At 64.2% G+C, this 17,018-nt stretch carries 21 protein-coding genes and 1 other RNA gene; 12 read left to right on the top strand and 10 right to left on the bottom strand.

Translation table 11 applies throughout. The annotated features are described in order from the left end of the window. Window positions 1-33: 33 nt before the first annotated feature. The 4 genes from hisA to OUY36_RS21105 all read left to right on the top strand — a co-directional run bounded on the left by hisA (window position 34) and on the right by OUY36_RS21105 (window position 3,513). Complete coding sequence (hisA, locus tag OUY36_RS21120) at window positions 34-777, top strand: 1-(5-phosphoribosyl)-5-[(5-phosphoribosylamino)methylideneamino]imidazole-4-carboxamide isomerase (RefSeq protein ID WP_200630267.1); 744 nt, start codon at window positions 34-36, stop codon at window positions 775-777. A 153-nt stretch (window positions 778-930) separates the two neighbouring features. Then, entirely contained in the window at window positions 931-1,701 is a 771-nt protein-coding gene (hisF, locus tag OUY36_RS21115) for an imidazole glycerol phosphate synthase subunit HisF (protein ID WP_267935906.1), read from the top strand. 87 nt (window positions 1,702-1,788) lie between these two features. After that, on the top strand, window positions 1,789-2,535 hold the full coding sequence (locus OUY36_RS21110) for a substrate-binding periplasmic protein (RefSeq protein WP_267935904.1): 747 nt from the start codon (window positions 1,789-1,791) through the stop codon (window positions 2,533-2,535). 231 nt (window positions 2,536-2,766) lie between these two features. After that, on the top strand, window positions 2,767-3,513 hold the full coding sequence (locus OUY36_RS21105) for a substrate-binding periplasmic protein (protein ID WP_156244930.1): 747 nt from the start codon (window positions 2,767-2,769) through the stop codon (window positions 3,511-3,513). Window positions 3,514-3,516: 3 nt separating this feature from the next. Here the strand turns inward: OUY36_RS21105 and OUY36_RS21100 are convergent, their stop codons facing one another. From OUY36_RS21100 to gpmI, 4 genes are all read right to left on the bottom strand, one after another. Then, the gene (locus OUY36_RS21100; protein ID WP_156244931.1) at window positions 3,517-4,308 is read right to left on the bottom strand and encodes a divergent polysaccharide deacetylase family protein; all 792 of its coding nucleotides are present in this window, start codon (window positions 4,306-4,308) and stop codon (window positions 3,517-3,519) included. Next, window positions 4,305-5,627, bottom strand: coding sequence for a S41 family peptidase (locus OUY36_RS21095; protein ID WP_200630270.1), 1,323 nt, complete (start codon window positions 5,625-5,627; stop codon window positions 4,305-4,307). The genes OUY36_RS21100 and OUY36_RS21095 overlap by 4 nt, the downstream gene beginning before the upstream one ends. A gap of 69 nt (window positions 5,628-5,696) precedes the next feature. Continuing rightward, window positions 5,697-6,947: a murein hydrolase activator EnvC family protein gene (locus tag OUY36_RS21090; RefSeq protein WP_267935899.1), complete on the bottom strand. Its 1,251-nt coding sequence runs from the start codon at window positions 6,945-6,947 to the stop codon at window positions 5,697-5,699. A 115-nt stretch (window positions 6,948-7,062) separates the two neighbouring features. Beyond that, complete coding sequence (gpmI, locus tag OUY36_RS21085; protein ID WP_102838988.1) at window positions 7,063-8,610, bottom strand: 2,3-bisphosphoglycerate-independent phosphoglycerate mutase; 1,548 nt, start codon at window positions 8,608-8,610, stop codon at window positions 7,063-7,065. A 139-nt stretch (window positions 8,611-8,749) separates the two neighbouring features. On the opposite strand from gpmI, the gene OUY36_RS21080 reads away from it, so the two are divergent. From OUY36_RS21080 to secB, 3 genes are all read left to right on the top strand, one after another. Beyond that, window positions 8,750-9,163 carry a rhodanese-like domain-containing protein gene (locus OUY36_RS21080; RefSeq protein WP_156244934.1) on the top strand — a complete coding sequence of 138 codons (414 nt, stop codon included), beginning with the start codon at window positions 8,750-8,752 and terminating at the stop codon, window positions 9,161-9,163. 2 nt (window positions 9,164-9,165) lie between these two features. Next, the gene (gene grxC / locus OUY36_RS21075) at window positions 9,166-9,420 is read left to right on the top strand and encodes a glutaredoxin 3 (protein ID WP_102838986.1); all 255 of its coding nucleotides are present in this window, start codon (window positions 9,166-9,168) and stop codon (window positions 9,418-9,420) included. Window positions 9,421-9,483: 63 nt separating this feature from the next. Continuing rightward, on the top strand, window positions 9,484-9,978 hold the full coding sequence (gene secB, locus OUY36_RS21070) for a protein-export chaperone SecB (protein ID WP_003303313.1): 495 nt from the start codon (window positions 9,484-9,486) through the stop codon (window positions 9,976-9,978). Between the two features lie 54 nt (window positions 9,979-10,032). Here the strand turns inward: secB and OUY36_RS21065 are convergent, their stop codons facing one another. Beyond that, complete coding sequence (locus tag OUY36_RS21065; protein ID WP_267935892.1) at window positions 10,033-11,013, bottom strand: NADPH:quinone oxidoreductase family protein; 981 nt, start codon at window positions 11,011-11,013, stop codon at window positions 10,033-10,035. 229 nt (window positions 11,014-11,242) lie between these two features. Between OUY36_RS21065 and OUY36_RS21060 the strand changes: the two genes are divergently transcribed. After that, on the top strand, window positions 11,243-11,629 hold the full coding sequence (locus OUY36_RS21060; protein ID WP_231600326.1) for a flagellar basal body-associated protein FliL: 387 nt from the start codon (window positions 11,243-11,245) through the stop codon (window positions 11,627-11,629). On the opposite strand, the gene OUY36_RS21055 is transcribed toward OUY36_RS21060, so the two are convergent. Continuing rightward, a complete protein-coding gene (locus OUY36_RS21055; protein WP_156244936.1) occupies window positions 11,630-12,079 on the bottom strand; it encodes an EVE domain-containing protein in 450 nt (149 codons plus the stop codon). It abuts the gene before it with no gap. A 197-nt stretch (window positions 12,080-12,276) separates the two neighbouring features. Here OUY36_RS21055 and OUY36_RS21050 point away from each other — a divergent pair, with 197 nt between their 5' ends. Continuing rightward, window positions 12,277-12,429 carry a hypothetical protein gene (locus OUY36_RS21050; protein ID WP_014818647.1) on the top strand — a complete coding sequence of 51 codons (153 nt, stop codon included), beginning with the start codon at window positions 12,277-12,279 and terminating at the stop codon, window positions 12,427-12,429. Between the two features lie 28 nt (window positions 12,430-12,457). On the opposite strand, the gene OUY36_RS21045 is transcribed toward OUY36_RS21050, so the two are convergent. From OUY36_RS21045 to OUY36_RS21030, 4 genes are all read right to left on the bottom strand, one after another. Beyond that, a complete protein-coding gene (locus OUY36_RS21045; RefSeq protein ID WP_156244937.1) occupies window positions 12,458-13,060 on the bottom strand; it encodes a 5-formyltetrahydrofolate cyclo-ligase in 603 nt (200 codons plus the stop codon). A 6-nt stretch (window positions 13,061-13,066) separates the two neighbouring features. Continuing rightward, window positions 13,067-13,245, bottom strand: a non-coding RNA gene (gene ssrS / locus OUY36_RS21040) — 6S RNA. Between the two features lie 33 nt (window positions 13,246-13,278). Further along, on the bottom strand, window positions 13,279-13,593 hold the full coding sequence (locus tag OUY36_RS21035; RefSeq protein WP_003303305.1) for a cell division protein ZapA: 315 nt from the start codon (window positions 13,591-13,593) through the stop codon (window positions 13,279-13,281). After that, the gene (locus OUY36_RS21030) at window positions 13,590-13,799 is read right to left on the bottom strand and encodes a TIGR02449 family protein (RefSeq protein WP_063541102.1); all 210 of its coding nucleotides are present in this window, start codon (window positions 13,797-13,799) and stop codon (window positions 13,590-13,592) included. Before OUY36_RS21030 ends, OUY36_RS21035 begins: the two co-directional genes overlap by 4 nt. Window positions 13,800-13,927: 128 nt before the next feature. Between OUY36_RS21030 and OUY36_RS21025 the strand changes: the two genes are divergently transcribed. Genes OUY36_RS21025 through ubiH form a run of 3 tightly spaced genes read left to right on the top strand, consistent with a single transcriptional unit; the run spans window position 13,928 to window position 17,013 of the window. Further along, window positions 13,928-14,482: a YecA/YgfB family protein gene (locus OUY36_RS21025; protein ID WP_200597212.1), complete on the top strand. Its 555-nt coding sequence runs from the start codon at window positions 13,928-13,930 to the stop codon at window positions 14,480-14,482. 16 nt (window positions 14,483-14,498) lie between these two features. Beyond that, the gene (gene pepP, locus OUY36_RS21020; protein ID WP_110778751.1) at window positions 14,499-15,833 is read left to right on the top strand and encodes a Xaa-Pro aminopeptidase; all 1,335 of its coding nucleotides are present in this window, start codon (window positions 14,499-14,501) and stop codon (window positions 15,831-15,833) included. 1 nt (window position 15,834) lies between these two features. Further along, window positions 15,835-17,013, top strand: a complete 1,179-nt coding sequence (gene ubiH, locus OUY36_RS21015; protein WP_267935886.1) for a 2-octaprenyl-6-methoxyphenyl hydroxylase — start codon at window positions 15,835-15,837, stop codon at window positions 17,011-17,013. The last annotated feature ends 5 nt before the right edge of the window (window positions 17,014-17,018 follow it).

Here is a 17,018-nt window from a genome sequence, read left to right as displayed (position 1 = left end):
TTAACCGACACTTGATTTGAACAGGTTCAAGCCATGCTGATTATTCCCGCTATCGATCTCAAGGACGGCGCCTGCGTACGTCTGCGCCAGGGCCTGATGGATGACGCCACGGTGTTCTCCGACGACCCGGTGGCCATGGCTGCCAAGTGGGTCCAGGCCGGCTGCCGCCGCCTGCATCTGGTCGACCTCAACGGCGCCTTCGAAGGCCAGCCGGTCAACGGCGAGGTGGTTACCGCCATCGCCAGGCGCTACCCGGACCTGCCGATCCAGATCGGTGGCGGAATTCGCACTCTGGAAACCATCGAGCACTACGTGCGCGCCGGTGTCAGCTACGTGATCATCGGCACCAAGGCGGTCAAGGAACCGGAGTTCGTCAGCGAGGCCTGCCGCGCCTTCCCGGGCAAGGTGATTGTCGGTCTGGACGCCAAGGACGGCTTCGTCGCCACCGATGGCTGGGCGGAAGTCAGTGGCGTGCAGGCAGTCGATCTGGCCCGCCGTTTCGAGGCCGATGGCGTCTCGGCGATCGTCTACACCGACATCGCCAAGGACGGCATGATGCAGGGCTGCAACGTCGAAGCCACCGTGGCCCTGGCCAACGCCAGCCGTATCCCGGTGATCGCCTCCGGTGGCATCCACAACATCGGCGACATCCAGAAGCTGCTCGACACCAACACCCCCGGCATCATCGGCGCCATCACGGGCCGGGCGATCTACGAAGGCACGCTCGACGTCGCCGAGGCGCAGGCGCTCTGCGACCTGAAAGACAAGGACGAGTGATTCGCTGAACTGCGGTGGATCGGTGAAGCGCGATCCACCCTACACACAGAAGGACGAGTAAGCCGTAGGGTGGACAACGCTTCGCTTGTCCACCGTGCATTCGGTGACCCGGATAACGCTGCGCGGTTGTCCACCCAACGAGAGAGATCGACCATGGCCCTGGCCAAACGCATCATTCCCTGCCTCGACGTGGACAACGGCCGCGTGGTCAAGGGCGTCCAGTTCGAGAACATCCGCGACGCCGGCGACCCGGTGGAAATTGCCCGCCGCTACGACGAGCAGGGCGCCGACGAGATCACCTTTCTCGACATCACCGCCAGCGTCGACAACCGCGATACCACCCTGCACACCGTCGAGCGCATGGCCAGCCAGGTATTCATCCCGCTGACCGTGGGCGGCGGCGTGCGCAGCGTGCAGGACATCCGCAACCTGCTCAATGCGGGCGCCGACAAGGTCTCGATCAACACCGCTGCGGTGTTCAACCCGGACTTCGTCGGCGAGGCTGCGGATCGCTTCGGCTCGCAGTGCATCGTGGTCGCCATCGACGCCAAGAAGGTCTCCGCGCCGGGCGAGCCGGGTCGCTGGGAAATCTTCACCCATGGCGGGCGCAAGCCCACCGGGCTGGATGCGGTGGTGTGGGCGAAGAAGATGGAAGACCTCGGTGCCGGCGAGATCCTGCTGACCAGCATGGACCAGGACGGCGTGAAGAGCGGCTACGACCTGGGCGTCACCCGCGCCATCAGCGAAGCGCTGTGCATCCCGGTGATCGCGTCGGGGGGCGTCGGCAACCTGCAGCACCTGGCCGATGGCATCCTCGAAGGCAAGGCCGATGCGGTGCTGGCCGCGAGCATCTTCCACTTCGGCGAATACACCGTTCCGGAAGCCAAGGCCTACCTGGCCGCCCGCGGCATCGTGATGCGTTGATCCCGACGTGCAGCTGAATAAGGCTTAATGCCCGAGACAAGGACACGCCCGCCGCAGTCGTGGGCGAACAATCAGGAGATTTTTCTCATGCTCAAGACCATCGCCTCCATTGCCAGTGCGCTGCTGCTCGGCGCCTCGCTGGCCCATGCCCAGGAACCGGCGAAGATCGACCTGCTGACGGAGAACTTTCCGCCCTACAACATGGCGGCCGACGGCAAGAACTTCGCCCGCGATGAAAACATCAGCGGCATCGCTGCGGACATCGTGCGCGAGATGTTCAAGCGCGCCGGTGTCGACTACACCCTGACGCTGCGTTTTCCCTGGGAGCGCATCTACGGCATGGCGCTGGAGCAGCCTAACTATGGCGTTTTCGTCACCGCGCGGCTGCCCGAGCGTGAGGAGCTGTTCAAGTGGGTCGGACCCATCGGTCCGGACGACTGGGTGCTGCTGGCCCGTGGCGACAGCCCGATCAATCTGACCAGCCTGGATCAGGCGCGCCAGTACAACATCGGCGCCTACAAGGGTGACGCCATCGCCGAACACCTGGACGGTCAGGGACTGCAGCCGCAGCTCGCCCTGCGCGATCAGGAAAACGTGAAGAAGCTGATCGACGGCAAGATCGACCTGTGGGCCACCGGCGATCCCGCCGGCCGCTACCTGGCGCGCCAGGAAGGCGTGACCGGGCTCAAGCGCGTGCTGCGCTTCGACAGTGCCGAACTCTACCTGGCGCTGAACAAGCAGGTCGCCGACGAGACAGTGCAGAGACTGCAGAAGGCGCTCGACCAGATGCGCAGCGAAGGTGTGATCGACGAGATCAACGCGCGTTACCTCTAAGTTTCCCTGGTCGGCGCATCTCCTGCGCCGACTTTCTCGATGATGGCGGTGCGCCGGCAGGGTGCGCCAATCCGCTTCCTCGCGCCGTCCTGGCGCATGCACGCTTCCCCGCTCCAGCAGGCGCTTAGCCCTGGCGCCCTGGCGCTTCGCTGGTTCGCATCTTGCTTTGGATCGACCCCGGCTCTGGCTCGCGGAGGGGTGGGCCAGAGAATCGAGAAAAGGGAGCGATCGATGTTCAAGCGAATCATTGCCGTCGTCTTGCTGCTGCTCTGTGCTCACGCGCACGCGGCGCTGCCTGACGATTACCGAGTCGTGCTGCTGACCGAAAATTTTCCACCATTCAACATGGCCGAGGACGGCAAGAACTACGCGTCCGACGCGCGCATTCACGGCATCAACGCCGACATCGTGCGCGAGATGTTCCACCGCGCGGACATCCGCTACGAGCTGACCCTGCGCTTTCCCTGGGATCGCATCTACAAGCAGGTTCTGCAACAGCCGGATCAGGGGTTGTTCTCCACCACCTTCACCGCCGAGCGCGAGCCGCAATTCAAATGGGTCGGGCCGCTGGCGAGCATCAGCTGGGTGCTGCTGGCGCCCGCCGACAGTCCTCTGCGCCTGACCGGGCTGGAGCAGGCACGCGACTTGCGCATTGGTGCCTACAAGAACGACGCGGTCAGCCAGCACTTGGAGGGCAAGGGCCTGGCACCGATCAATTCGCTGCGCGACCAGGAAAACATCGGCAAGCTGCTCAAGGGGCAGATCGACGTCTGGGCCACCGCCGATCCGGTCGGCCCCTATCTGGCCAAGCAGGAAGGCGTCACCGGTCTGAAGCCGGTGCTGCGTTTCAATGAGGCGCGATTGTTCCTGGCGCTCAACCGGGCGACACCGGACGAGGTGGTCGAGCGCCTGCAGCGGGCGCTGGACGCAATGCGCGCCGATGGCACGGTGGACAGGATGCTCCAGCGCTATCTCTGATGCTCAGCGATAGATGCCGCCACGGCCGTGGGCGGCCATCGCCCGATTGCTGCGCGTGGCAATCATCTGGCCGACGTCTACCCAGTCGATGCCCTGTGCGGCCAGGCGTGGCAGTTCGCGTTCGAGCACGGCCAGCGTGCTCTCGTGGGGATGACCGATGATGACGACCGAACCTTGCTTGCGGGCCAGTGCCACAGCGGCGTGAAAGCGTTCGGCTACCGCGGACGGTGAGGGATCGTCATCGAGAAAGATGTCCCGCGACAGGCTGGCCAGTGCCGTGCGTTGGGCGCTGGCGGCGGCCACGGTGCGCGGGCTGGTACGGCTGTCGAGAAAGAACAGGTGGCGGCGCTGCAGTTCGCCCATGAGCCAGGTCATGGCCTGTGTCTGATCGGTCATGGCGCTGCCCATGTGGTTGTTCAGCCCGCTGGCATGCGGCACCGCTTCAAGGGCTGCGTCGAGGCGGCGCGCCAGCTCGTCGTGGGGCAGACGAGGGTGCCAGGCGAAACGGCCCTGGGCAGGCGCCATCGGCATATGCAGCATGACGGTCTTGCCGGCGCTATGGGCCTGTTCGGCCAATGCCGCAGCGTGGCGGGTGTCCGGCAGGATCGCCAGTGCGACCGGCCCCGGCAGCTCCAGCACACGGCGATCGCGCGCGGGGTTCTGGCCGAGGTCGTCGATGACCAGGGTCAGCCTGGGTCGGGGCTCATGTTCGTGTACGACGTCGCGGCCGAGCACGGCCTGGCTGAATACTGCCAGTACCAGTGCCAGGCCCGCTGCCCAGGCGGGCATGCTCATTGCCCGCGGGTGAGATTCAATCCCTTGAGCAGATTCAGCGCCTGGCCGAGCTGGTAGTCGTCATCCTGCGGGCGCGGCGAATCGCTGGCGATCTGCGTGCTGGTGGGGCGGTCCGGCCCGCCATTGCCATTACCCAGATGCCCGGCGAGATCGGCCTCGCGAAGGCCTTCGGCAGCCTGTTCACGGGTCAGCTTGGCGCGTTCGACCTTGATGTCGGGCTCGATGCCCTGGGCTTGGATCGAGCGGCCGTTGGGGGTGTAGTACAGCGCTGTGGTCAGTTTCAGCGCGCGGTCGTTGTTCAGCGGCAGCACGGTCTGCACCGAACCCTTGCCAAAGCTGTCGGTGCCCATCACCACGCCACGCTTGTGGTCCTGCAGGGCGCCGGCAACGATTTCCGAGGCCGAAGCACTGCCGCCATTGATCAGTACAACCAGCGGTACCCCTTCGCTGGCATCGCCTGCATCGGCGTTGAAGCGCAGCTCAGAATTGGCGATGCGGCCCTTGGTGTAGACGATCAGGCCCTTGGTGAGGAAGTGGTCGGAAATCTCCACCGCCGCCTGCAGCACGCCACCCGGGTTGTTGCGCAAGTCGAGCACCAGGCCGTTGAGCTTCTTACCGCCGTTGTCCTTCTTCAGCCGGGCCAGGGCCTTGCCGACTTCCTCGCCGGAATTGACCTGGAACTGGGTGATGCGCAGGTAACCGTAGCCGGGCTCCAGCATCTGGCTCTTGACGCTGCGCACCTTGATCACCGCACGGGTCAGCTTGACGTCGAACGGCTGACCGCCCTCACGTACCAGCGTCAGGCTGATGGTGCTGCCGGGCTTGCCGCGCATCTTGGCGATGGCGTCCATCATCGACAGCCCCTTGGTCGGCTGGCCATCGATCTTGACGATCAAATCACCTGCTTCGATGCCGGCCTTGGAGGCCGGGGTATCGTCGATCGGCGAGACCACTTTGATGAAGCCGTCTTCCATGCCGACCTCGATGCCCAGGCCACCGAATTCGCCGCTGGTACTTTCCTGCAGTTCGGCGAAGGCGTCGGGCTCGAGATAGGCCGAGTGCGGATCGAGGTTGCTGAGCATGCCCTTGATGGCATTCTCCAGCAGCGTCTTGTCATCTACCGGCTCGACATAGGCGGCCTTGATGCGGTCCAGCACTTCGGCGAAGGTGCGCAGTTCATCCAGCGGCAGCGGCGCCTTGGAGCTCGGTACCGCAGCCGCTTCCGCCGGAGGCTGCTGGGCCCAGGCACCGCCTTGCATGCCCAGCAGGATGGCCAGGGCGAGCGTGGAGGGGCGGGCGAAACGGCGCAGGTGCAACATGTCGAACTCCAGTAATGAGAGGGCACGCTAGGCAAATGGGGCGGCTCGGTAGGGCCGAATCACCCTCGACTAGCCTTGCGTGCGGCACCATTGGGCAGGATCGCTGGGGCGGCCCTGCTGACGAATGGCGAAATACAGTGCGGCGGTTTCCTGGCCGCCGCTGGTGCCAACGGTGGCGATCGGGTCGCCGGCCTTGACGATCTCGCCGGCGTCGCGCAGCAGGCTCTGGTTGTGCCCGTACAAGCTCAGGTAGCCGTTGCCATGGTCGAGAATCACTAGCAGGCCGGCGCCACGCAACCAGTCAGCGAAGACCACCCGACCGCCATGCACGGCACGAACCTGTGTGCCTGCACTGGCGCCGATCAGTACGCCGTCCCATTTGGTTCGAGCGTCGCCGCCGCGCGGAGTGCCGTAGCGGGCGACGAGACGTCCGTCGACCGGCCACGGCAACTTGCCCTTCGCCTGGGCGAATGGCCCGCCGAAACTGCTGCCGGCGCTGGAAACCATCGGACCGCTTGGCGCTGCGCTGCCGGCCTGGCGTTGCTGCTGTCGCTGGCGCTCGGCCAGCAGTTCGCGCTGGCGGGCCTCTTCGGCTTCGCGAGCCTGTCGTGCGAGGGTTTCTTCGATAGTCTTGAGCACCCGCTCGAACTGCGCCTGTTCCTGCCGACGCGCCTGCAGCTTGCGTTCACGGGTGGACAGGTCGCTGTTGAGCTTGGCCAGGGTCTGCTGACGCTCCTTGCGCACCTCGGCGAGCTGATTGCGCCGCTCCAGCAAGCCGTCCTTCTTTTCGGCGAGCAGGTTCTGCTGGGCTTCGATGTCGGCCTCGACGTTGGTCAGCTGGCGCAGTGTCTCGTTGAAGCTGTCGAGCTGCTCGAGACGGGCCTTGTTCAGATAGTCGTAATAAGTGAGGGTGCGGCTGAATTTTTCCGGGTTCTGCTGGTTGAGCAACAGCTTGAGATATTCCTGGCGGCCGTTCTGGTAGGCGGCGCGGGCCTGCAGGCCGATCAGCCGCTGCTGCTCCAGGCGAGCGCCTTCGAGGGTGGTCTTCTCCTCGTTCAGGCGCTCCAGCTCGGCCTCGCTGCGGTCGATCTCCTGCTGCAGGCTATCGACCTGCTTCTCCAGCCGGCCCATCTCGCTTTCGGTGGTCTGCAGCTGTTTCTGGACGCCGGACTTCTCCTGCTCGATCTGCTTGAGCAGCTTCTGCAGCTCGGCAATGTCCTGGCGGGCGGCTTCGATCTGCTGCCTTGCGGCGGCGCGCTCGTCCGCCACGGCCGGGCCGAGCAGGCAGAGAAAGGCGAGGGCGAGGAATGTACGAGGCATGGAAGGCTGTCAACCGAGGGTCATGACCGGCGTAGTATGCCTAAAAAGCGGACGGGAAGCTTGAGGCCCGTCGCGGGAAGCGAAGGCTGGCGCCCCCGCATCCCGCTAACGCCCGTCAGTTGAGTTCGACGATCGAGCGGCCGGTCATTTCCTGCGGTACCGGCATGCCCAGCAGAGTCAGCATGGTCGGCGCGACGTCGGCCAGCACGCCGCCTTCGCGGATCGAGACGTTGCGCTTGCCGATATAGATGAAGGGCACCGGCTCACAGGTGTGCGCGGTGTGCGCCTGGCCGGTCATGGCGTCTTCCATCTGTTCGACATTGCCGTGGTCGGCGGTCAGCAGCGCTTCGCCGCCGACCTTGTCCAGCGCCTCGACGATGCGCCCGACGCAGCTGTCCAGGCATTCCACCGCCTTGACCGCCGCTTCGAACACGCCGGTATGGCCGACCATGTCGCCGTTGGCGTAGTTGACGATGATGACGTCGTAGCGCTGGTTCTCGATGGCATCGACGATGCGGTCGGTGACCTCGGGGGCGCTCATCTCGGGTTTCAGATCGTAAGTGGCGACCTGAGGCGATGGGATCAGAATTCGTTCCTCGCCCGGGAAGGGCTCTTCGCGGCCGCCGGAGAAGAAGAAGGTGACGTGGGCGTACTTCTCGGTTTCGGCGATGCGCAGCTGGGTCTTGCCATTGTTGGCCAGGTATTCGCCGAGCACGTTGGTCAGCGCTTCCGGAGCGAAGGCGGCGGGTGCGGGGATGCTCGCGGCGTACTGGGTGAGCATGACGAAGCCGGCCAGCTGCGGCACGCGGGCCCGCGGGAACTCGCTGAAACCGGGCTCGACGAAGCAGCGGGTCAGCTCGCGGGCGCGGTCGGCGCGGAAGTTCATGAACACCACGGCGTCACCGTCCTCGACGCGCACCGGCTCGCCAATGCTGGTGGCCTTGACGAACTCGTCGCTTTCACCGCGCTCGTAGGCCGCGATCAGGCCGTCCACTGCGTAGTCGGAGCGGTATTCGGCCTTGCCCTCGACGATCAGCTCGTAGGCCTGCTGCACGCGGTCCCAGCGGTTGTCGCGATCCATGGCGAAGTAACGGCCGATCAGGCTGGCGATACGGCCCTTGCCCAGGCGGGTGAAGGTGGCCTGGAGCAGCTCGATGGAGCTTTGCGCGCTCTTCGGCGGGGTGTCGCGGCCGTCGAGGAAGGCATGCAGGTAGATCTTCTCGGCGCCGCGTTGGGCTGCCAGTTCCGCCATGGCCACCAGATGGTCCTGATGACTGTGCACGCCACCGTCGGAAAGCAGGCCGAGGATGTGCACCGCCTTGCCGGCCCCTGCGGCCTTGTCGACGGCGGCGCAGATGGTCGGGTTGGCGAAGAACTCGCCGTCGCGGATCGCCTTGGTCACCCGGGTGAAGTCCTGATACACCACCCGGCCTGCGCCCAGGTTCATGTGGCCGACCTCGGAATTGCCCATCTGCCCGTCCGGCAGGCCCACATCCATGCCGCTGCCGGAGATCAGTCCATGCGGTTGGCTGGCCAGCAGACGGTCATAGACCGGCTTGCGCGCGGCATGGATGGCGTTGAACTCGGGGCTGTCGCTGTGCCCGAAGCCATCGAGAATGATCAGTACCAGGGGTTTGGGCGCGGCGGTAGGGGCGACAGGCATGCTTTCGGGCTCCTTGCACGGGGCGGAAAAGGGCGGCCAGTCTACTGGCTGGCCGTGGCGAGGTCACGAGTCGTCAGGGTTCAGCCGGTAGGAGGGGCTGTGTATACTGGCCCGCATTTTATCGCCCGGGTACCCGTTGATGCTCGCTAACCTGATTGAATTTGTCTCTAACCACTATGTACTCAGCAGCCTGTTCGTGGCGCTGTTGATCCTTCTGTTCATCTCCGAGACACGCAAGGGTGGCAAGAGCCTGAGCAATCGTGAACTGACGGCGCTGGTCAACAGTGGCGAGGGCGTCGTGTTGGACGTGCGCGTCAAGAAGGAGTTCGATGCCGGCCATATCGTCGATGCATTGAACATTCCCTACGACAAGCTGGTCAGCCGCACAGGCGAGCTGGAAAAGCACAAGGCCAAGACCATCATCGTGGTCGATGCCATGGGTCAGCACGCCGGAACGGCCTGCCGTGAGCTGCTGAAGGCAGGCTTCACTGCCGCCAAGCTGTCGGGAGGGATTTCCAGCTGGCGCGGCGACAATCTGCCAGTGGTCAAGTAATCATGCCCAAGGTCGTCATCTATACCACCGCCTGGTGCCCGTTCTGCATCCGCGCCAAGGCGCTGCTCGATCGCAAGGGTGTCACCTACGAGGAAATTCCCGTGGATGGCAATCCCTCTCTGCGCGCCGAGATGGCCAGCAAGGCCGGGCGTACCTCGGTACCGCAGATATGGATCGGCGATAAACACGTCGGCGGCTGCGACGAGCTGCATGCGCTGGAGCGCGGCGGACGTCTCGACCCGTTGCTGCAGGCCTGAGGCCGACACGCGGGTGCGCGAACAATTCAAACGACACGCACAACTGGATAGAAGGTTGCAGAAATGACCGAACAAGCTAACAACGGCGGCGCAGCGTCGCAGAACGAACAGGGCGCGCAGTTCTCCCTGCAGCGCATCTACGTCCGCGACCTGTCCTTCGAGGCGCCGAAGAGCCCGGAGATTTTCCGTCAGGAATGGAATCCGAGTGTCGCGCTGGATCTGAACACCAAGCAGAAGGCGCTCGAGGGTGACTTCCATGAAGTCGTGCTGACCCTTTCGGTGACGGTGAAGACCGGCGAAGAAGTGGCCTTCATCGCCGAAGTGCAGCAGGCCGGAATCTTCCTGATCAAGGGCCTGGAAGCGGCAGCCATGAGCCACACGCTCGGTGCGTTCTGCCCGAACATCCTCTTCCCGTATGCCCGTGAGGCGCTGGACAGCCTGGTGACCCGCGGTTCGTTCCCGGCGCTGATGCTGGCTCCGGTGAACTTCGACGCGCTCTACGCCCAGGAAATGGCGCGCATGCAGGGTGCCGGTGAGGCCCCCAGCACTGCCCACTGATCCATGCGGATCATGCAGGAAGCGTCTGACGCTTCCTGCATTCCCCTCTGCGCCTCAGCGCACCTGCACCACCAGCTTGCCGACCGCTTTGCGCTGACCCAGCGTGGCGATCGCTTGGCCAGTCTGCTCCAGTGGAAAACGTTGCGACACCAGCGGCTTGAGCTTGCCTTCGGCGTGCCAGGCGAACAGCTGGCGGAAATTAGCGGCGTTGTCCTGCGGCTGACGTTGGGCGAAGGCGCCCCAGAACACGCCGATCAGTGCTGCACCCTTGAGCAGCGGCAGGTTGGCCGGCAACGCCGGAATATCGCCGCCGGCGGCAAAGCCGATCACCAGCATGCGACCGTTCCAGGCGATGCTGCGGAAGGCTTCCTCGAACAGCTTGCCGCCCACCGGGTCATAGATCACATCCACGCCCTGGCCGCCGGTCAGTTCCTTCAGGCGCTCCTTCAGGCTCACTTCGCTGTAGTTGATCAGCTCGTCGGCGCCGGCATTCTTCGCCACCTCCAGCTTCTCGGCGGTCGAGGCTGCGGCGATCACCCGGGCGCCCATGGCCTTGCCGATCTCGACGGCAGCCAGGCCGACGCCACCGGAGGCGCCCAGCACCAGCAGGGTTTCACCCGGTTGCAGATTGGCGCGCTGCTTGAGCGCGTGCATCGAGGTGCCGTAGGTCATGCTGAAGGCGGCAGCGGTCTCGAAGTCCATGCTTGGCGGAATCGGCAGTGCGTTGCTGCTGGCGACCGCAACCTGCTCGGCGAAGCTGCCCCAGCCGGTCAACGCCATGACCCGGTCACCCACTTTCAGGTGGCTGACCTTCTCGCCGACCGCGGCAATCACGCCGGCCGCCTCGCCGCCTGGCGAGAACGGGAACGGCGGCTTGAACTGGTACTTGCCCTCGATCATCAGCGTGTCAGGGAAATTCACCCCGGCGGCATGCACGTCGAGCAGGACCTCGTTCGGCTTGATCTGAGGGGAGGGGGCATCTTCGACAACCAGGCTTTCGGGCGGGCCGAAGCTTTTGCACAGGACGGCTTTCATCGCTTTTCCTTGTTCGACTGGTCGGGCGCTTGCCGCCCGACGATGGATGGCTCGACTGCTCAGGACTATCCAGTCTAGGAGCGCTGCGTGGCGAGGCAATCAGCATCGTTCGCTGTAATGGCGACGTATAAGTGCCAGGCGATAGTGCAACGACTTGGGCGTTGTGCTGCGACTGGTTATGCTGGCGCAGTTTCTTTCCTGGAGCCGCAGCGTGAGATACCTACTATCGATGTTTTTCTGCCTGGCATTCGCCGGGGCTGTTCAAGCCAATGAGTCCGCCGAAGAGTCCGCTGCTCCCCAGACCCTCTATTACGCGCTGACGCCTGCGATGGTGGGCAACTATGGCTCCGGCGAGCGACTCAAGTACTACAAGGCCGATGTCGCGTTGCGCATCTCCAGCAAGGAGGTCGAAGATCGGGTCAAACATCATGAGCCGCTGATCCGCCACCAGCTGGTCATGCTCTTCTCGCAGCAGACCGACGAGACCCTGAGTGGTCCTGAAGCGAAGGAACAGCTGCGTCAGGAAGCGTTGAAGCAGGTGCGTGAGGTGCTCGAACAGGAGGAAGGCAAACCGCTTGTCGATGATCTGCTGTTCAACAACCTGATCATCCAGTAGTCAGCGCATCGCCAGAATCGCCATCCACTCGCTGTCGCTCACCGGCATCACCGACAGTCGGCTGCCTTTCTTCACCAGTGCCAGTTCATGCAGTGCTGGCTCGGCCTTCAGGCGCGCCAGTTTCAGCGGTGTCGCGAAGGCCTCGACAAACTCGACATCGACCGCGCTCCACGGATTGGCGCCTTCACGAGCCTTCGCATCGTGGTAGGGGCTTTCAGGGTCGAGCGCGGTGGGGTCGGGGTAGGCGCTACGGGATATCCGGCCGATTCCGGCGATACCCGGCTCGGCGCAGCTGGAGTGATAGAAGAAGAACTGATCGCCTTCCTGCATCTGCCGCAGGAAATTGCGTGCCTGATAGTTGCGCACGCCGTCCCAGCGTCCGCGGCCAAGTTTTTCCAGGTCCCGAATTGAAAACTCGTCCGGTTCGGACTTCATTAACCAGTACGGCATGAACCTTGCTCTCCTGTCAGACGGTTCGATCAGACCATGATGGCAAAATCTCCGACAATCGGCTGCAATACGGATTTGCGCGGTGCCGAGGCTTAACGGAAAATGCCGCGGCTGTAAGGTGGCCTATCGAGTCCTAGAACGATAAATCACACTGACTCGAAGCAAGCATTTCGCCTGGTAGGGGGAGGCGAACACACATGAAACGTAAGCCCGATATTCTGTGGATTTTGGTCTTTATCTTTGGTCTTGGCGTAGTCACCACAGGCTATACGCAGAGTCTGTGGGATCAGCACGATGGCGCGGCCGGCATGGCCCCGGTCATCCAGGTGCAGCAGGCTCAACAGCGATGACCTCGTGCCGCACGGACGCGGCGCTCCGTTACCCGGCGTACCAGCCCTGGTCCGTCACCGTAGCCTGAAGCGCTACATCCCAGCTCTCCAGCGGCAGTCGATCGACTCGCTGGCATTCGTGAGCAAGTCCCAATAACGTCGGTTTGTGACTTTTTTTGCGCATGGCGCGATACGCCAGACTGCGATCATAGAAACCGCCGCCCATTCCCAGTCGCCCGCCGTTCCCGTCGAAACCCACCAGTGGCATCAACAGCAGGTCGAGTGCCCAGACGCGACGCTGTCGAGAGCTTCGAATCACCGGTTCGAAAATGCCGAAGCGGTTGCGCCGCAGCCGCTCGCCGGGCTTGATGCGCTGGAACACCATGCGCGTGCGCGGCCAGGGGTTGAGGACTGGGAGATAGGTCGCCTTGCCGCGACGCTGAGCCGCTTGCAGCAGTAGGCGTGGATCGATTTCGCCATCGTTGGGCAGGTACAGCGCGATATGCCGAGCGCGCCGAAACTGCGGATGGTGGGCCAGCTGCCGGTAGAGCCGGCGAGCGGCGAGGCGCTGCTGGGCGGGTGTCAGTTGGCGCCGGGCGTGGCGTAACTTGCGGCGCAGCGCCGGGCGCGAAAGGCCTTCGGCTGCAATCATCGGAAGTGGCTCCCCAGCATGCCGCTGCCCGCGTAGGCCCTTGAACCCGAGAGTTCAAGGTGGCGACTACAGAGTACCTTAAGGCTTTCCGTCAGGCGGACATGCACACCGGCACCACGTGTAGCCTCCATGGTATTGCTTATCGGGAGAGGGTCATCGCCGACTGGCGAACATGCCAGGGAGTTGGGCGCAGTATAACGCAAAGCGTTTGCCGTTGATCAGTTGCCGGACGGGTTTGGATCGGTGGCGAGGGCGCTGTCGACCCGCTCGAGCAGCATGCGTACATGCTCGCGCGCGCTGTTTGCTTCGGCGTCCAGGCGGTCATGTTTGTGCAGCAGCTCGTGGGTAATATTCAGTGCCGCCATCACCGCGACGCGGTCTGCGCCGATGACTTTGCCGCTGCTGCGGATCTCGCGCATCTTGCGATCCAGGTAGCGGGCCGCGCCTTCCAGGTTGCTGCGTTCTTCCGGCGGACAGGCGATGCAGTATTCCTTGTCCATGATGTGCACGGTGACGGTGTTCGGCTGGGTCATGTGTCCTGCTCCAGGGCTTTCAGGCGCGAAATCATTGATTCGACCTTCAAACGTGCCATTTCGTTCTTTTCGATCAGATGAGCGCGCTCTTCACGCCAGGCCCGCTCGTTGGCCAGTAGCAGATGGTTCTGCGCCTTGAGCTGTTCGATGCGCTGAATCAGCTGCTCCAGCTTGATGGTCAGCGCTTTCAGATCGGCGTCTTCCATGGGATTCCTGTTGAGGCACTGGTGAAGACGAGGCGATGCCCAGGGGCTTCGATGGTCTTGCCGCGGCCGCCGGTGCTAGGATACGAAGCCTTCATTCTAGTCATTGCGCCACTGTGCGCCTAGCCGCCATGTCCATTCAGAACTCCCCCTACGCCGCTTTCACCACACTTCTGGCGAGCAGTCCGCAAACCGTATCGCCAGCCGAGCTGCACGGCCTGTTGCTGGGGCGCAGCTGCGCTGGCGCCGGCTTCGATGTCGAGCCCTGGCTGACCGATGCCTCCGACCTGCTCGGCGAGGCGCCTCAGGACAATGTGCGCCAGGCCCTGATCGGCCTGCAGGAGATGGTCAAGGGCGAGCTCGCCGGCGACGACATCGCCATTGTCCTGTTGCTGCCCAGCGACGAAGCACCACTGGCCGAACGCGCCGTGGCGCTCGGCCAGTGGTGCCAGGGTTTCCTGGCCGGTTTCGGCCTGACCGCTGGTGATCGTGCGCTGAGCAGCGAAGCCATGGAAGTGCTGCAGGACCTCTCTGCCATCGCACAGATCCAGGATTCGCTGGAAGAATCCGAGGATGGCGAAACCGATTACATGGAAGTGATGGAGTACCTGCGCGTGGCGCCGTTGCTGCTGTTCACCGAGTGCGCCAAACCGCTGCCCGCCGCAGCGAAACCGTCTCTGCATTGAGGAAACCGCTCTGTCCATGACTCGCATCCCGAAACCGGAATACGCCCGTCGGCGCAAGGCGCTGATGGAGCTGATGGAACCCAACAGCATCGCCATTCTGCCGGCGGCGCCGATGTACATCCGCAACCGTGATGTCGAGCATGTCTACCGCCAGGACAGCGACTTCCAGTACCTCTCCGGTTTCCCCGAGCCGGAGGCGGTGATCGCCCTGATCCCCGGTCGCGAGCATGGTGAATACGTGCTGTTCTGTCGCGAGCGCGATCCCGAGCGCGAGCTCTGGGACGGACTTCGTGCCGGGCAGGATGGTGCCATTGCCGAATATGGCGCCGACGATGCCTTTCCCATCGGCGATATCGACGACATTCTTCCCGGCCTGATCGAGGGCCGCGACCGCGTCTACTACGCCATCGGTACCAACGAAGCCTTCGATCACCGGCTGATGGAGTGGATCAAGACCATCCGCGGCAAGGCCCGCCAGGGCGCGCAGCCGCCCAGCGAGTTCGTCGCCCTCGATCACCTGCTGCACGACATGCGTCTGTACAAGTCGAGCAACGAGGTGAAGGTGATGAAGCATGCTGCGGAGATTTCCGCCCGTGCGCACATCCGCGCCATGCAGGCCAGCCGCGCCGGCCTGTTCGAGTACCACCTGGAAGCCGAACTGGACTACGAGTTCCGCAAGGGTGGCGCAAAGATGCCGGCCTACGGCAGCATCGTCGCCGCGGGTCGCAATGCCTGCATCCTGCATTACCGCGAGAACGACGCGCCGCTCAAGGATGGCGATCTGGTGCTGATCGACGCCGGTTGCGAAATCGACTGCTACGCCAGCGACATTACCCGCACCTTCCCGGTCAACGGCCGCTTCTCGCCCGAGCAGAAGGCCATTTACGAACTGGTGCTCAAGGCCAATGAAGAAGCCTTCAAGCACATCGCACCCGGCAAGCACTGGAACGAGGCGCACGAGGCCACGGTGCGAGTGATCACCGCCGGCCTGGTCGAGCTGGGTCTGCTGCAGGGTGAGGTCGACCAGCTGATCGCCAGCGAGGCCTACAAACCGTTCTATATGCATCGCGCCGGCCACTGGCTGGGCATGGACGTGCATGACGTCGGTGACTACAAGATCGGCGGCGAGTGGCGCGTGCTCGAGCCGGGCATGGCAATGACCGTCGAGCCGGGCATCTATATCGCCGTGGACAACCAGAACGTCGCCAAGAAGTGGCGCGGCATCGGCGTACGCATCGAGGACGACGTAGTGGTGACGAAGACCGGCTGTGAGATCCTTACCGATGGCGTGCCAAAAAGTGTTGCCGAGATCGAGGCGCTGATGGCCGCCGCTCGCGAGCAGGTCGCCTGACATGCAGAGCCTGGCGATCATCGGCGGTGGGCTGGTCGGTGCCAGCCTCGCGTTGGCCTTGCAGGACGGCGCCCGTGAGCGCGGCTGGCGGATTCATCTGATCGAGCCGTTCGAGCCGGGCCACGAGTACCAGCCGAGCTATGACGCGCGCTCCACCGCACTGTCTTACGGCACCCGGATGATCTATCAGCGCCTGGGGCTGTGGGAGCGGATCGCCGAGCGTGCCGAACCGATCCTGCATATTCACGTGTCCGAGCGCGGTCGTCTCGGCGCAGCGCGTTTGCATGCGCGCGACGAGGGCGTCGAGGCGCTGGGCTACGTGGTGGAAAATGCCTGGATCGGCCACTGCCTGTGGCAGGCGCTGGATGATCGGGTGGTGGTCCGCCATTGCCCGGCGGAGGTCGAGCGGCTGGAACCCAGCGCCACCGGCTATCGCCTGAGTTTCACCGATGGTCAGACGCTGGAGTGCGAGCTGTCCGTGCTGGCCGATGGTGGTCGCTCCGGCTTGCGCGAGCAGCTCGGCATCCAGGTCTCTCGGCGCCCCTATGGCCAGACCGCTCTGATCGGCAACATCACCCCGGGCAAGCCGCACGGCGGGCTGGCCTTCGAACGCTTCACCGAAGACGGCCCGATGGCGCTGCTGCCGCTGCAGGACAACCGCTGCGCGCTGGTGTGGACGCGTTCTCCGGCCGACGCCGCGCGTTTGGCGCAGGCTCACGAGGCGGCCTTCCTTGAGGAGCTGCAGGAGGCCTTCGGCTATCGCCTGGGCGCCTTGCAGCAGGTCGGTGCCCGGCATCTGTATCCGCTGACGCTGATCGAGGCCGAGGAGCAGGTGCGCTCGGGGCTGGTGGTGCTGGGCAATGCTGCGCACAGCCTGCACCCGATCGCCGGGCAGGGTTACAACCTGTCGCTGCGGGATGTGGATGCGCTGAGTGCCGCGTTGCTGCGCAGCGAGGCGCCGCTGGGCGATCTGCCGGTGCTGCAGGAGTACGCCCGCCGGCAGGGCCTCGATCAGCGGCTCACCGTTGGCTTTTCCGATCAGGTGACCCGACTGTTCGGCGACTCCGGACGCCTGGTCGCGGCCGGGCGCACGCTCGGCCTGCTCGGGTTGGATTTGACTCCCGCTGCCAAGCGCTGGTTCGCGCGCCAGGCGATGGGCCTGGGTACGCGCGCGGGTTGAGCGCG

Origin of the sequence: Stutzerimonas sp. R40042 (assembly GCF_026642215.1) — a bacterium.
Taxonomy (GTDB): Bacteria; Pseudomonadota; Gammaproteobacteria; order Pseudomonadales; family Pseudomonadaceae; genus Stutzerimonas; species Stutzerimonas frequens.
This window is presented reverse-complemented; position numbering and strand designations above follow the sequence as displayed.